Raw genomic sequence first — 13,869 nt, forward strand, 5'->3', positions numbered from 1 at the left:
GACGAGCGCCGCCAACTTTGAAAGGGATAGACATTAAGCGTGAACTTCCGAGCCCAAATTTCCGTGGTTTCCCTTTGCATCAATGGAGTAACCTGTTTTCGTCTTGGGGGCGTGGGGATGACGCACTACCGAGCTTACCTTTTGGATCAGCAGCACCACGTTATAAGCGTGGCCAATTTGCAGTGTGCCGACGAGCAGGAAGCACGAGAACGTGCTCAGCAGCTAGTTGATGTCAACGACATCGAGCTATGGCAACTTGATCGCCGTATTGCGGTGTTTGAGGCCGCCATAACCCGAACCTCGCAGGCGGCGGTACAGGGAAGCGTTCAGCGGCCGCAGCCCCCTACAATGAAGCCTAAGTGAAGGCTGCGACGCAAAGAGGCGCACGACTCAGTTGAGCGCGAGGATGGCGGCCCCCAATGAAAACGCAGAAGCCAAAGCAATGGGGCGACCGCGAGGTCCAGCAATTGTCCAAGCTGGCCCGGGCAGGAGCTGCCGTATCGAAGATAGCAGCCGAGCTGGGCCGTCACGCCGGATCAGTGAGGCGAATGGCGCGAACGATGGGCATACTGTTGAAAAAGTCGCATCGCTGAGCATCGAGCCTGCACTCGCGCATCTTGCCCATGAGCGACATCATCTTGTCGAAGAACTCGAGCGCAAGCTGGTTTCGTCCCTTGCGCGATTTCGCCTGTTGCGAGAGACTTAGCGGCAGGCTGAGCGATCTATGGTTTCTTAGACAATCGATTTTTCTTCGAGCTTTTTCATGGGCGCTGAGTTAATTCTGGCCACGGCTTCAATGGTCGTTGTATCCGGCGTTTACGCAAGTCGGCGTCGGATTCCTCAGAACGCAATCGAGAATCGCCCACCCCGCGGTGTTTATGACGCACGGCGGCGGCTCGGCACACAGCCCCGCCGAAACAATGTGCCGAGCCTAGCCGGTCTCGACTGACCGGATGAAGGCCATCATGAAGGCAGAAGGTGCTGTTTGCTAGACTGCAACACATGCTTGATTTTAGACAGGCCACAGGCGCCATGCATCGGCCTCCATTTAGGATCGAGATCGGTTTTCAGGTTCCCGCTTTTGCTGAATTTTCCGACAGTCTTTTTCATCATCGCAGGCGTGGTGCTGCTTTGGATGAATCTGCGAGCATCGCGGCGAAACAGAATCAACCTCACACTTGAGCAGCCCGGTGAGCAGACTAAGCCTGACCAGTTCCAGAATTAACCCGCAGTGCGGACATCAATCTTAATATGACGCTTTGATTGCGGCGGCGCATTGCAGCGTTAGGTTTGCGGACCGGACATTGCCCCGTCCGGGTCCACCCCAGCGAGCCTTCGCGCCATCATACTCGGCGCGTCGGCTTCGTTCGCTGGCCGCGCGCGAGTATCATTTTGAAGAGGGCGTCGAAACACGAAACGCTCGATCTCGGCGAGATGCGCCGGCAGATCACGGCACTGCGCCACTCGGAAAATCTACGCATTACGTTTCTGTTGAATAGGCTGCTGATCAAGATTGCATATCTCAATGAACCGCAGAGCGCAGCTCACGCGGAGCAGCTGCGCGAAGCGTTCGCCAGAACGATGGCTGATATCGAGAAGCGCGCATGAACAAGCCTCTTGGTAAGGCTAATAAGTAGATCACATTGCGCAAGGCCATCGCCGGGTCGAGGCTATCTGTAGCCGCGGAGCTGCCGATGTATTGCGTAAACGGCGCTTTCACGGCTAGGGGCCGCCGCTTCCACTAGCGGCGGCCCCGCCATGAGAGGCCTAGTAGGCGCGCCGCACTACTCGGGCAGCGAGGGCAGTCTCCAAAACCGGTGGGCATCTGACGAGAAGGGCCGCACGCAACTGCGACTCTGGTAAGTAATTTTGGCGGTCGGTGCCCGCCGATCGCCAACATCATCAGTCAAAAACTCCCGCCGGCCCCTACAGGTCGGCGGGTTTCTTTTGGCCGGGGCGGGACCTCTTGCAGCCGCGAAGGAACTCTAACCACGATCCGTTTGGATACAGCTTCGGGCTTCGTTTCGCATATAGGCCCGAGGCATCAGAGAAGGTAATCTTCGGCCTCAGGTTCTTCCTGAGGCCGCTTTTCCAGGTCGTCGCCGGTTCACGCTGGCCGATCGGCCTACACAAGGTCAGAAAGACGAAACGACCTCAGCTCCGGGGCAATGCGGAGAAGCGGAGGTCGTTTGTGTCTTCTTTTGACGTTGGGGAAACGTCGCTGGGAAACCCGGCAATTGTTCCCAGAGCCGTGAGTGGACCACCTGCGTGAGTGGACCACGTGGAAGGGTTCGCGCTAATGGCCTTGGCGACTCGATTCCGCCCACGTGTATGATTCTCCTGGGCGGGGGCTTGATTCGTCATGCTGGAAAGCATCCTCGTGCTGCTGGGAATTAGGAACGCGGCCGTCCTGGTGATAGCGCTGTGGGGTACGCGGCGCCGGCCTCGACTGCACCCGCTGGCCGCTTCTGGTGACCTCGAATGCAGCTCTATCCAGTGACAGCCCGACTTTGAGCGGGTCGACAACGCTGTTCAAGACTGGCAGGCTGCTGAAAAATGGGTCTTGAAGGGCGATTTTCCTGATGTGCGGGCGAGGATGAGCCAATCGATGGGTGGTAAAGAGCGCTGTACGCGCAGTTTTCGCTCATGTTTGACGCTCCAGACAGACTCACCCCGTTGCTGCCAGCATCTTCGGAATACGAACGAGATTGTAGGCTGCGGCGGTGAGCACGAAGAACCACTCGACTAGGCCTCTGCCACGATGCCGGGTCTAGACCGCCGACCGTCTTGATCCACCCGAATGGTTCTTCGATCCGCTTGCGCTTGATCGTGCTGATGCGATAGCCGGGATACCGGGTCGTGCGCGCGTCGATCGCCGAGCGGCGGTTGGTGTGGTTCTGCGAGACATGCGGCGTGCAGCCGCGCTCGCGGCAACCGGCGACAAAGTCGGCGGTGTCATAGTTCTTGTCGGCGCCCACGGTGCTGCCCGGCTTGGCGTTGTCCTCGATCATGTCGAGAGCGGTCGTTCGCTCCGCCGTACCGTTGGCCTCGGTGAGGCGCGCATCGACGATCAGCCCGTTGCGGTTCTCCATCATCAGATGCCCACATGTGGCAGAGCTTGGCCTCCTTGCCAGCGCCCTTGTGAAACAAGCGGGCGTCGGGGTCGGTCGAAGAATGCGTGTCGTTCTTGCGCTTCTCGCCATGGAAATCGCGCTCGACATTGCGTCCCTGACCGCTGCCCGATTGCTTGCCAGATGGTGGATCGCCGCCATCCTTCGGCACGAAGCTCTTCATGCTGGCCCAGGCTTCGATCAGCGTGCCATCGACGGAGAAGTGCTCACTGGATAACAGCCCACGCCTGCGGCAGGTTCAGCACGGTGACAAAGAACTTGGCCGCGATGTCGCCGCCGAGCAGCCGATCCCGGTTCTTGCAGAACACGGTCGCATCCCACAGCTGATCGTCCATCGACAGACCGACGAACCAGCGGAACAACAGATTGTAGTCGAGCTGCTCCATCAACTGCCATTCCGATCGCACCGTGTAGAACGCCTGCAGCAGCAGCGCCCGCAACAGCCGCTCCGGCGGAATCGACGGTCGGCCATGGCGGGCGTACAGCCTGGCAAAGTCGCGCGACAGATCCTTCAGCGCCGCGTCGGCCAAGTCGCGGATCGCACGCAGCGGATGATCCGCTGGAACGCGCTGCTCCAACCGCACGTAACTGAATATGCCTTCCGACCGCTGATCTGCCCCGCGCATCGCATCCCCCAGCCCAAAGTAATCAGACACATGCACGGAATCACACTCCAACCAACTCGCAAAACGACTTTTTCAGCAGCCTGTTAGGTCAGGCTGTCGGCAAAGCTATTGAGGCACTCCAAGGCCGAAAGGTGGAGAAAACAGATAGGCGGAGCCGGAAACGATGGCTGAAGGCCCGAACGATTGAGAGAGCAAGTGGGGTTAATATCTCGTGAATAGAAAGCGGCAGAACAACCAGCAAGTGCTGGCCTTGGAACCGAAGGACCGGGGGTGAAGCTCCGGCGCACGGTGACGAGGAGACCGAACCACTCATGGCGAAATCAGCCACCGAAAACTCGGCTTTCACAGAATAACTAATGGAGGAGGTGTGCGACCGAGAGAACCTCGAAAGAGCGTGGAAGCGCGTTAAAAGGAACAAAGGAAGCCCTGGCGTTGATGGGATGACCATCGACGACGCGAAGGCATTCCTGCGTCAGCACTGGCCAAACATTCGGTCTCAACTGCTCGACGGGAACTATCGGCCGCAGCCGGTTAAGCGGGTCGAAATCCCGAAGCCGGATGGCGGGGTCAGGAAACGCGGCGTCCCCTGTGTCGTCGACCGCCTGATTCAACAAGCCGTGTTGCAAGTTCTCCAAGAGCCGATGCGATCTGACGTTTTCGGAGCACAGTTTCGGATTTCGGCCGGGGCGGTCCGCTCACCAGGCTGTAGCCTAGGCACAGCGTTACGTCGCCGATGGCTACAACGTAGTGGTTGATCTCGACTTGGAAAAATTTTTCGACCGAGTTAACCACGACATCCTGATGTCGCGCGTCGCCGCACGGATACCCGATAAACGCGTGCTCAAGCTTATCCGGGCATTCCTGAATGCCGGGGTATTGGAAGACGGTTTGGTCCGACCGGTGGACGAAGGGACCCCGCAAGGCGGTCCGCTCTCGCCCTTCCTCAGCAATATCGTGCTCGACGATCTCGACAAGGAATTGGCTCGACGTGGTCACCGGTTCTGCCGTTACGCGGATGACTGCAACATTTATGTTCGCAGCCACCACGCCGGCGAACGGGTGAGGGCCTCGATAAGCCGGTTCCTGACCGACAAGCTCCGCTTGAAAGTCAACGAGGCCAAAAGCGCGGTGGCGCGACCCGAGGAACGTAAATTTCTCGGATTCAGCATTGCGAATGACGGGAGCGAGCGACGCATTGCGCCGAAAGCTCTCGACAAGTTCAAAGACCGAATCCGGGAAATCACATGCCGGACGCGAGGGATCAGTGCGCAGCAGATGATCGCAGACCTCACGCCATACTCATCGGATGGCGCGGGTACTTCGGCTTCTGTCAGACCCCGCGCGTGCTAACGAACCTGGAAGCCTGGATCCGCCGGAGACTGCGTTTGTATCTCTGGCGGCAATGGCGGAACGGGCATGACCGATTCACAGAGCTTCGCCGCCTCGGCATCGCGAAGTTCGCCGCATCGGTCGCTGCCGGTTCACCGACGGGACTCTGGCGCATGTCCGGACACCCAGCGGTTCAACACGCCCTACGAAATCATGTGTTCGACTCTCTTGGTCTCCCCCGAATCTTCAAGCCTGTGCCGGCTTAAGCCAGTCGAACCGCCGTGGTACGGACCCGTATGCCCGGTGGTGTGGGAGGGGTGGCGTCGCGAGACGTCCCCCTATCCCGATCAATCAGCTCCCTCCTCAAGTGGGTATAGGACTGCCTTGCCTATTTTGATGAACGATGGGCCGATCCTATGGGATCGCCAGTTGCGTAGCGTGCCCTCGCTGACTTGGTTGCGGTAGCACCGAACGACTTCTTCCAGAGTAAGATAGACAGGGGTGGACACAGCTTCTCCCGAGGTAAAGGAAATTGTGCAGCGGCCTGTTGCACAAAGTCGGTGCCCACGTGAATAGATCAGTAGATCGGCTGGCGCTGGGGTGTCGCCATCTCGTCGCTCCGGCGTAAAGCTAAGTCGCTATAGCTGGCAGCAACTCGAAAATCTGAGCATCGAATGGATCATCGTGGCTCGAGTTTTCACGCGCGAAGAATTTTATGAGCTCGTCTGGTCCAAGCCGCTGACACATTTGGCCAAGTAGTTCGCGATCTCCCGCTTGGCTGGTGGGCAAAGAAGGCAGCTAGGAAGAAGGTGAAGCAGGCGGCATTGCCGAAAGCCAAAGCCGGGGCAGCCGACAGGATCACGATCGCCAATGCGGACCTCAGCCGTGAATCCGCTACGCTCGCGAACGTCCGTGAACAGGCGCCTAGACGCGAGGCAGAGCAGCGGAGAACCTCAAGAATTTGCCCGTCCTTCACGACATCTTTGCCCAATGCCTGCGCTGGAAGGATCGCCTTACCTGACGACGAGCGAATACTCGGTATCTGCTGTAAGCGTAGCGCTGCGGCCCTTTCGATTGGCGCTTGACGCCTATTTTGATCGCAGCTTGTGCCGTCGTGGCTTCCAAATTCCGGACAATGCGTTGACGGCGGCCTCGAGCGCCTTCCGGTCGACGACGTCGGGATCGAACTGTTCGGGCCCCCAGAGGCGCATACGTTCGTGCTCTGGATGTGCGGGGTCGCTGATGGCATCGAGGTATTCGGCATAGCCGGGCGCACCGCCGACGTCCTCCGGAGGACAACGACCGGCGGCCTCGAGCAGGAGGGGAAGTCCCTCTGTCGTCGTGTTGTCGAACCATTTTTCAAGCTTGATCACATGATCCCAGCTGTCGCCGAAGTCATAGAGATAACGGATCGTCTTGGCGCCGGTCTCCTGAACGATATTGGAGAGCCGCGTCTTGCGGGCATCGATAGGCTGGGGGCCAAAATCACCGTCGGGATCAGGGATGCCCCAACGCTCTTCGCCAGCATGGAACTCGAAGAGGTGGCTATTTGTCCAGCCAAATGCCGCCTGAAGCGTCAAATGCAGCCGATCAAGGCGCAGGGTGACAGGTACGACAAGGCGACGCATCACTTCCGGTTTCACGTCCTTGAGGGTCACTCTGATCCGGACAGCGGTCGTGTTGAGGCTCATGCTGCCAACCTTGGATCGTGAGCATGCATCATGTAAGTCGATGCCCAGGGAAGCAGCTCATCCAGTTGTGACGCAGGCCAACCATTGACAAGCTTCGCGAGCACGTCGGAGAGCCAGCGCTCTGCACTGACGCCATTAAGCTTACAGGTCTCGATTAACGAAGCTAGTACTCCCCAATTTTCGGCCCCCTCGTCACAGCCGGCAAACAGGGAGTTCTTGGCGTTGAGCTTGATCGGCCGCATCGCACGCTCGACCGCATTCGTGTCCATCTCGATGCGCCCGTCATCAAGGTAGAGCGTCAGGCCGTCCCAATGACGCAGCGCATAACGCAAAGCCTTCGCCGTGTCGCTCTTCTGTGCAAGGTGATCAAGCTTTGCCTCAAACCACTGCTTCAAGGCTGCGGCTAAAGGCCGGGCATGCGCTTGTCGGCCTGCGCGGCGCTCAGCATCAGATCGGCCACGGAGTGCTTTCTCGACCGCGTAGAGTTGGGCGATGCGCTCGAGGGCCTCGCGGGCAACCGGAGCCGGTGCCGGAGAGGCCTCGCGCTCGATCTTCACAAACTGGCGTCGCAGATGCGACCAGCAGAAGGCGAGCGTGCCCGACAGCGCGTCCGCACGCGTCTCTCGGGTCATGGTCTTGTAAGCCTCATAGCCATCGCAGTGGATGATGCCGCGATAGCCCTCAAGCAGCCGCAAGCCATGAATGGCGCCGCGGCCCGGAGCATAAGCGTAAACCACGCCAGGTGGGTCAGGTCCGGCCCAAGGCCTGTCATCGCGCGAGAGTGCCCAGAAGTAGCCGGTTTTGGTCCTGCCGCGCCCCGGATCCAGCACCGGCGCCGGGGTCTCATCGACACAGAGCTTCGAAGAGGCGAGCAACATCTCCCGCAGACGATGCCACAAGGGCTTCAATTCCTGGGCGGCATAGCCGACCCAGAAGGCGAGCGTGGAACGGTCGATGGCGATACCGTGCGTCGCCAGCATCTGCGCCTGGCGATAGAGCGGCAAATGCCAATGATACTTGGCGTCGATCACTTGCGCGACCAGCCGCTCGGTGGGCAATCCACCCTTGATCAAGCGCTCGGGAGCGGCGTGCTGGAGGACGACACCGTGACAGGCGCGGCAGGCCAGTTTGGGCCGGCGGGTCACAATCACCCGGTATTGCACCGGAACGACGTCGAGCCTCTGACTCTCATCGCGACCAATCTCAACGAGATCGCCTTTGCAGGAGGGGCAGCAGGTTTCAGCCGGCATCAGGGTTTCGACGATGCGCGGCAAATGCTCCGGCAGCTTGCCACGGTTGGCCCTGCGCTCGGCAGCTCTCTTCTCGCAGGTTCTGGGATTGGCGCGATCTTCGGCTGCTTCGAGAGCCGCGATGGCCTCTTCGATGTCCTCCAGAACAAGCTGAAGCTGATCAGCGTCCAGCTTTTCCGACGATCGACCGAACTGCGCATCTTTCGCAAGCTTGAGCAACCGCTCGAGCCTGGCGCAGCGATCCAGCAGAGCCGCGGCAAAGACACGCAGCTCGGCTGGATCGCTCGGCAGCTCATCAGGCAAATCACTCATTGGCCCGAGTCTGCCATGCTTCGCGCCTCGATGCAGCGAAGATTTTATCTCCTACACAAGCGCTTTCGGCTGCGGGATTCGAGGCGCATGCATGCGTGTCCAATCCATGCCGGCCAGAAGCGCCGACAACTGCGCGGCGTTCATTCGCATGACGCCGTCAACAATCGGCGGCCACTTGAAGGCGCTGCCCTCAAGCCGCTTCCAATACAGCACAAGGCCACTGCCATCCCAGACGACGATCTTCACCCGATCAGCGCGCTTTGCACGGAAGACCACCGCCACGCCCTTCATCGGATCGTGGCCCAGCGTCTCCTTCGCCAACAGCGCCAGGCCATCCGCGCCCTTCCTAAAGTCTACAGGTCGGGTTGCAACGTAAATCATGAGGCCAGCGGGAGCCGTCAGCATGAACGTGTCCGGCGCAACGCCACAAACACATCACTCAGCACGGCAAGCCCAGGCGTTCCCCGCACCTCCACCCGGGCCCCCAGGAACTCAACCGTAACAGCGGCAGCTTCCGACGATCCGGACGGCGCGGCAGCCGCCGATGGCGACGTTTCCGACACCAAAGGCACGAATGTTACTGTATCCGCCGAAGCCGGCAGCACCAGTTGACCTGAACGCGCCCGGCGCCGCCAGTCATGCACCTGCTGGGGCCGGCAGCCATGGCGACGCGCGATATCTGTGACAATCGCGCCTGCCTCGAAGCTTTCCGCGGCAATCTGTGCCTTCAAATCGTCCGGCCAGCGCTTTCGACCTGCACCAGTATACACTTCGATACGCGGCGACGGTCGTCTTATGTCGTCCGAATGGTCGTCCATTGTGAGCACCCTTGCAGAAGATGACTCTTCTAACGGTGCTCCCAAGACCGCGCACAAACAATCTGAACGGCCGCGGCGCTACGCTTACTATCCGCCGGTAGTGACCAATCATCAACTGCGGCCTGAATCACGTCACCGCCAGTGCTCGTCCTGGCCATCGGCGAGAAGTATGTCATCACCGCGACCTCCGTCGCGAAGCACATTGCATACATTGAAGAGGTGCGACCGGTCACGACTGGTCTCGACGAGCCGCGACAGGTCGCGACAACAGTCGCCACAGAACTAGAAGTTGATCCTCCGAAGGCTAGTCGCGCAACCACCGACGACCAGTCGCGACAGGTCGCGACTAGCCCCGACGAGTCGCGCTACGTCGCACGCCTTGAAGGTGAATTTGAGTTTTTGCGTGGACAGGTCGTGGTCAAGGATAAGCAGATAGGGGAGTTGACCGAACGTGCTCGAGAGACAAATCACCTGATCGCGGGGCTTCAGAAAATGCTCACGCCGTTGTTGGGCGCGCCGAGCGCAGACTTCATTCGCGACATCCGAACCGGAACGGGAGAGTAGGGGATAAACAGCCACGCAGCCCGCACATAGCGTATAATTTCAGGCATGGATCCGCGCCCGATCGGCGACATACTCAAATAGCGCAACATCATCCTGAATGGCGCGGATTTGGCGTCGATGATGGGCTTCACGCAGGTACCGAACTTCCTTCTCAAATCTAAGAAGCTCAGCTCCGACGACAAGATGACATCCGCCATGCTGCTTTCATACGCTTGGCAGAACGACTACTGCTTTCCCGGACAACGCCGTCTTGCCGATAGGCTTGAGGAGCGAAGTGTCCGTCGAAACCTCAAGGCCCTAGAAGCAAATGGGCTGCTCACGATCCAGAGACGAGGCCTCGGCAAAACGAACATCTATGAACTGAATCTCACGGTGACTTCCGATGTCCGGTCCAGACTGGACAAAAATGTCCGGTCCAGAATGGTACGATAGGTCCGCTCTGGCGCAGACAAAAATGTCCGCTCCTCTATTAATGAGACCCAATGAATGAGACCCATATTAAGAATACGCAGTAGGGGAATGCATTTTTAAAATAAAGGCGAAGCTCCAGGGGGGCGGCGCGCATAGCTCTATGCTAGGTTTGATCGACTCTCCCAAACTCCAAATTCGGGGAAAGCGCGCATGACGCCGGAACAGTTCCAAGCACTATACCCTCACGTAATCGGTTGGATTCATCAAACACTACAAGCACATTCGAACGAAGTAAGGGTCGTAAGTTCGCTTGGATTCCCGAGACTGTCGCAATACTTCAGCGGAAATCTCTTATCGTCGACCAAGGTCGCCGTCGTCGAACGGGTTCCGATGCCGCCACTATCATCTTTAGGACTCAGCCAGTTCGCCGAATTCGAAAACGGCGATTACGACGGTATTACGTACCTGGACACATTCTTCGTAAAGCGTCGCTCTGCGTCGAGTGAGCGGCTCCACTTTCATGAATTAGTCCATGTTGTGCAGTGGCGATTGCTTGGTCCTGAAAGGTTTCTCGCGACGTACGCCGATGGATTGCAGAAACATGGGTATCGCCAAAGTCCGCTAGAGGCCATGGCTCACACCGCCGAGGACGTATTTTGTCAGTCCAACGAGAACTTTAATGCGGAGAAGCTAGTTGCGGACGAGCTGGATCGAATGTCAAGGGGCGTTTAGCGAAACGCGTGCACGATCGGGGACATCGCCGCAATGGCACCGTCAATCTCTTCGTCTGCCTCGATGTGAACAGGCCCTGGCGCAAGGTCAAGGTCACCGAGCGGCCGAAGACTACGCCCAACGCATGCGCGAACTCGTCGATGTCCATTATCCCGATGCCGCGTGCATCCGCGTCGTGCAGGACAACCTGTCGACCCACTCGGCCGGCGCCCTCTATGAGGCATTCCCGCCCGCCGAGGCCAAACGCATTCTGCGCCGCCTCGAGTTCCACTACACCCCCAAACACGCCAGCTGGCTCAACATGGTAGATATCGAGATCGGCGTCCTGCGCGGCCAATGCCTGGACCGCCGTATCGATGATTCCGGCCGCCTCATCAGCTAAATTGCCGCTTGGGAGCAGCAACGCAACGGCGCCGGTGCACGCATCAAATGGATGTTCACAACCGAAAAAGCCCGCGCCAAAATGAGCCACGCCTATCCCATCACGCCCAAAGAGTCATAATCACTGTGCCGAGGTACTAGCCGCGCATCCGTTTACAGCGATGGATAAGCGCGGGAACCGATGCTATTTAAGTCAGTAGCGCCAATGGTTGGGCTACCGCGACCGCCCGTTCTCAGGTTTTCGCTTTGACCAGCCGCCGATGTTGAGGCAGCAGGGAAAGACTGTGCTAAACAGCGACCACCCGCTCGTCCTCCCGGTGACATGCCTACCCAGCAGACTCGCAAAATCTCAAGCAGAACGTCTACATGGCTTGAGCAACTGCTGATCGTCATTTCCGCAGAGCGCATTGCACGAGATTAGAATAACGAACTTGAAAAAGGGCAAGCAAAAAAAGACCCCGGCTTTTTTCTGCCGGGGATCTCACTTCAGACAAAGTTGGATCAGAAGTCCATGCCGCCCATGCCGCCGCCCGGAGGCATCGCCGGGCCGGCGCCGCCCTTCTTGGGCAGCTCGGCGACCATGGCTTCCGTGGTGATCAAGAGAGCCGCAACCGAGGCTGCGTTCTGGATCGCGGTACGGACCACCTTGGTCGGATCGATGATGCCCTTCTTGACGAGGTCGCCATATTCGCCGGTCTGCGAGTCGAAGCCGTAGGCGTATTGATCCTTCTCGAGGATCTTGCCGACGATGACGGAGCCGTCTTCACCGGCGTTGATCGCGATCTGGCGGGCCGGCGCGGAGAGCGCCTTGCGCACGATCTCGACGCCGGTCTTCTGGTCGTCGTTCTTGGTGCGCAGGCCCTTGAGCTGCTCGGAGGCACGGAGCAGGGCGACGCCGCCGCCCGGGACGATGCCTTCCTCGACAGCCGCACGGGTCGCATGCATCGCGTCGTCTACGCGATCCTTGCGCTCCTTGACCTCAACCTCAGTCGCGCCGCCGACGCGGATCACCGCGACGCCGCCCGCGAGCTTGGCGAGACGCTCCTGCAGCTTCTCCCGATCGTAGTCCGAGGTGGTCTCCTCGATCTGCGCCTTGATTTGGGCCACGCGTGCCTCGATGTCAGCCTTCTTGCCGGCGCCGCTGACGATCGTGGTGTTTTCCTTGTCGATCATCACCTTCTTGGCGCGACCGAGCATTGCAAGCGTCACGTTCTCCATCTTGATACCGAGATCTTCCGAGATCGCCTGGCCGCCGGTCAGGATCGCGATGTCCTGCAGCATGGCCTTGCGGCGATCGCCGAAGCCCGGCGCCTTGACCGCCGCGACTTTCAACCCGCCACGCAGGCGGTTGACGACGAGGGTGGCAAGCGCCTCGCCTTCCACATCCTCGGCGATGATAACCAATGGCTTGCCGCTCTGAACAACTGCTTCGAGCAGCGGAAGCAGCTCGTTGAGCTGAGACAGCTTCTTTTCGTTGATGAGGACGTAAGCATCATCCATTTCAACGCGCATCTTGTCGGCGTTGGTGATGAAGTAGGGCGAGATGTAGCCGCGATCGAACTGCATGCCCTCGACCACCTCAAGTTCGGTCTCCAGCGACTTGGCTTCTTCGACGGTGATGACACCCTCGTTGCCGACCTTCTTCATGGCATCGGCCAGGAACTTGCCGATCTCGGCGTCGCCGTTGGCCGAGATGGTGCCGACCTGGGCGATCTCGTCGTTCGAGGTGACCTTCTTGGAGTTCTTCTGCAGGTCCGCAACGACGGCTTCGACCGCGAGGTCGATACCGCGCTTGAGGTCCATCGGGTTCATGCCCGCGGCAACCGACTTGGCGCCCTCGCGGACAATCGCAGCCGCCAGAACAGTCGCGGTGGTGGTGCCGTCGCCGGCCGCGTCAGCGGACTTGGAGGCGACTTCGCGTACCATCTGCGCGCCCATGTTCTCGAACTTGTCCTCGAGCTCGATCTCCTTGGCGACGGTGACGCCGTCCTTGGTGATGCGGGGCGCGCCGAACGACTTGTCGAGAACCACGTTGCGGCCCTTGGGGCCAAGGGTCACCCTGACGGCGTTTGCAAGAATGTCGACACCGCGAAGCATGCGGTCGCGCGCGTCTACGCCGAACTTGACTTCTTTGGCTGACATGTGGGTTTTCCTGAATATTTTACTTGGTCTCACCCATGGCGACGCCCAGCAGGCGCTCCTCAGGATGAGCGGTGCGAGCGATGGTTTAAGCGGCCTTCTTTTTGGCGGACGCGTCCGTGAGAACGCCCAGGATGTCGCTCTCCTTCATGATCAACAGCTCCTGGCCGTCGATCTTGACCTCGGTGCCGGACCACTTGCCGAACAGCACGCGGTCGCCGACCTTCAGGTCGATCGGGATCAGCTTGCCGGCCTCGTCACGGCCACCGGGCCCGACGGCGATGACTTCGCCCTGGGACGGCTTTTCCTTGGCAGTGTCGGGAATGATAATGCCGCCAGCGGTCTTTTCTTCTGCGTCGATGCGCTTGACCACGACGCGGTCGTGAAGCGGACGGAATTCCATGCAGATCTCCTAAGCATTTACACTAGCTGATGATTTGACGATTGCTAGCAATCATTGCCCGCGAGTGCCAACGCGGGCGCAA

At 59.3% G+C, this 13,869-nt stretch carries 13 protein-coding genes and 2 pseudogenes; 7 read left to right on the forward strand and 8 right to left on the reverse strand.

Features of this window, described 5'->3' with window-relative positions; genetic code table 11:
• The first annotated feature begins 1,392 nt into the window (after window positions 1-1,392).
• Entirely contained in the window at window positions 1,393-1,608 is a 216-nt protein-coding gene (locus GWG65_RS28395) for a hypothetical protein (protein WP_148744166.1), read from the forward strand.
• 1,060 nt (window positions 1,609-2,668) lie between these two features.
• Here GWG65_RS28395 and GWG65_RS28400 read toward each other — a convergent pair.
• A pseudogene (locus GWG65_RS28400) lies at window positions 2,669-3,757 on the reverse strand (IS5 family transposase).
• A gap of 747 nt (window positions 3,758-4,504) precedes the next feature.
• Here GWG65_RS28400 and GWG65_RS28405 point away from each other — a divergent pair.
• Both GWG65_RS28405 and GWG65_RS28410 read left to right on the forward strand, forming a co-directional pair.
• On the forward strand, window positions 4,505-5,107 hold the full coding sequence (locus tag GWG65_RS28405) for a reverse transcriptase domain-containing protein (RefSeq protein ID WP_275198831.1): 603 nt from the start codon (window positions 4,505-4,507) through the stop codon (window positions 5,105-5,107).
• Window positions 5,002-5,352: a group II intron maturase-specific domain-containing protein gene (locus tag GWG65_RS28410; protein WP_275198832.1), complete on the forward strand. Its 351-nt coding sequence runs from the start codon at window positions 5,002-5,004 to the stop codon at window positions 5,350-5,352. The genes GWG65_RS28405 and GWG65_RS28410 overlap by 106 nt, the downstream gene beginning before the upstream one ends.
• 93 nt (window positions 5,353-5,445) lie before the next feature.
• Here the strand turns inward: GWG65_RS28410 and GWG65_RS28415 are convergent.
• The 5 genes and pseudogenes from GWG65_RS28415 to GWG65_RS28435 all read right to left on the reverse strand — a co-directional run.
• A pseudogene (locus GWG65_RS28415) lies at window positions 5,446-5,595 on the reverse strand (DNA-binding protein); the annotation flags it as partial.
• A gap of 579 nt (window positions 5,596-6,174) precedes the next feature.
• Complete coding sequence (locus GWG65_RS28420) at window positions 6,175-6,777, reverse strand: plasmid pRiA4b ORF-3 family protein (protein ID WP_275198833.1); 603 nt, start codon at window positions 6,775-6,777, stop codon at window positions 6,175-6,177.
• Window positions 6,774-8,339 (reverse strand): IS66 family transposase, encoded by a 1,566-nt coding sequence (locus GWG65_RS28425; protein WP_275198834.1) that lies wholly within the window; start codon window positions 8,337-8,339, stop codon window positions 6,774-6,776. Before GWG65_RS28425 ends, GWG65_RS28420 begins: the two co-directional genes overlap by 4 nt.
• 51 nt (window positions 8,340-8,390) lie before the next feature.
• Window positions 8,391-8,744, reverse strand: a complete 354-nt coding sequence (gene tnpB / locus GWG65_RS28430; protein WP_275198835.1) for an IS66 family insertion sequence element accessory protein TnpB — start codon at window positions 8,742-8,744, stop codon at window positions 8,391-8,393.
• Window positions 8,738-9,157: a transposase gene (locus GWG65_RS28435; RefSeq protein ID WP_275198836.1), complete on the reverse strand. Its 420-nt coding sequence runs from the start codon at window positions 9,155-9,157 to the stop codon at window positions 8,738-8,740. Before GWG65_RS28435 ends, tnpB begins: the two co-directional genes overlap by 7 nt.
• A gap of 141 nt (window positions 9,158-9,298) precedes the next feature.
• On the opposite strand from GWG65_RS28435, the gene GWG65_RS28440 reads away from it, so the two are divergent.
• From GWG65_RS28440 to GWG65_RS28455, 4 genes are all read left to right on the forward strand, one after another.
• The gene (locus GWG65_RS28440) at window positions 9,299-9,721 is read left to right on the forward strand and encodes a hypothetical protein (RefSeq protein ID WP_275198837.1); all 423 of its coding nucleotides are present in this window, start codon (window positions 9,299-9,301) and stop codon (window positions 9,719-9,721) included.
• 117 nt (window positions 9,722-9,838) lie between these two features.
• Entirely contained in the window at window positions 9,839-10,153 is a 315-nt protein-coding gene (locus tag GWG65_RS28445) for a helix-turn-helix domain-containing protein (protein WP_275198838.1), read from the forward strand.
• Window positions 10,154-10,342: 189 nt separating this feature from the next.
• Window positions 10,343-10,864, forward strand: a complete 522-nt coding sequence (locus tag GWG65_RS28450) for a hypothetical protein (protein WP_148736724.1) — start codon at window positions 10,343-10,345, stop codon at window positions 10,862-10,864.
• Window positions 10,827-11,246 carry a transposase gene (locus tag GWG65_RS28455; protein WP_342760673.1) on the forward strand — a complete coding sequence of 140 codons (420 nt, stop codon included), beginning with the start codon at window positions 10,827-10,829 and terminating at the stop codon, window positions 11,244-11,246. The genes GWG65_RS28450 and GWG65_RS28455 overlap by 38 nt, the downstream gene beginning before the upstream one ends.
• A 500-nt stretch (window positions 11,247-11,746) precedes the next feature.
• On the opposite strand, the gene groL is transcribed toward GWG65_RS28455, so the two are convergent.
• Together groL and groES are read right to left on the reverse strand one after the other, a co-directional pair.
• On the reverse strand, window positions 11,747-13,387 hold the full coding sequence (gene groL / locus GWG65_RS28460; RefSeq protein ID WP_275198839.1) for a chaperonin GroEL: 1,641 nt from the start codon (window positions 13,385-13,387) through the stop codon (window positions 11,747-11,749).
• A gap of 85 nt (window positions 13,388-13,472) precedes the next feature.
• The gene (gene groES / locus GWG65_RS28465; protein WP_148736721.1) at window positions 13,473-13,787 is read right to left on the reverse strand and encodes a co-chaperone GroES; all 315 of its coding nucleotides are present in this window, start codon (window positions 13,785-13,787) and stop codon (window positions 13,473-13,475) included.
• Window positions 13,788-13,869 lie beyond the last annotated feature (82 nt).

This window comes from Bradyrhizobium sp. CSA207, assembly GCF_029051685.1.
In the GTDB taxonomy this organism is placed as follows: Bacteria; Pseudomonadota; Alphaproteobacteria; order Rhizobiales; family Xanthobacteraceae; genus Bradyrhizobium.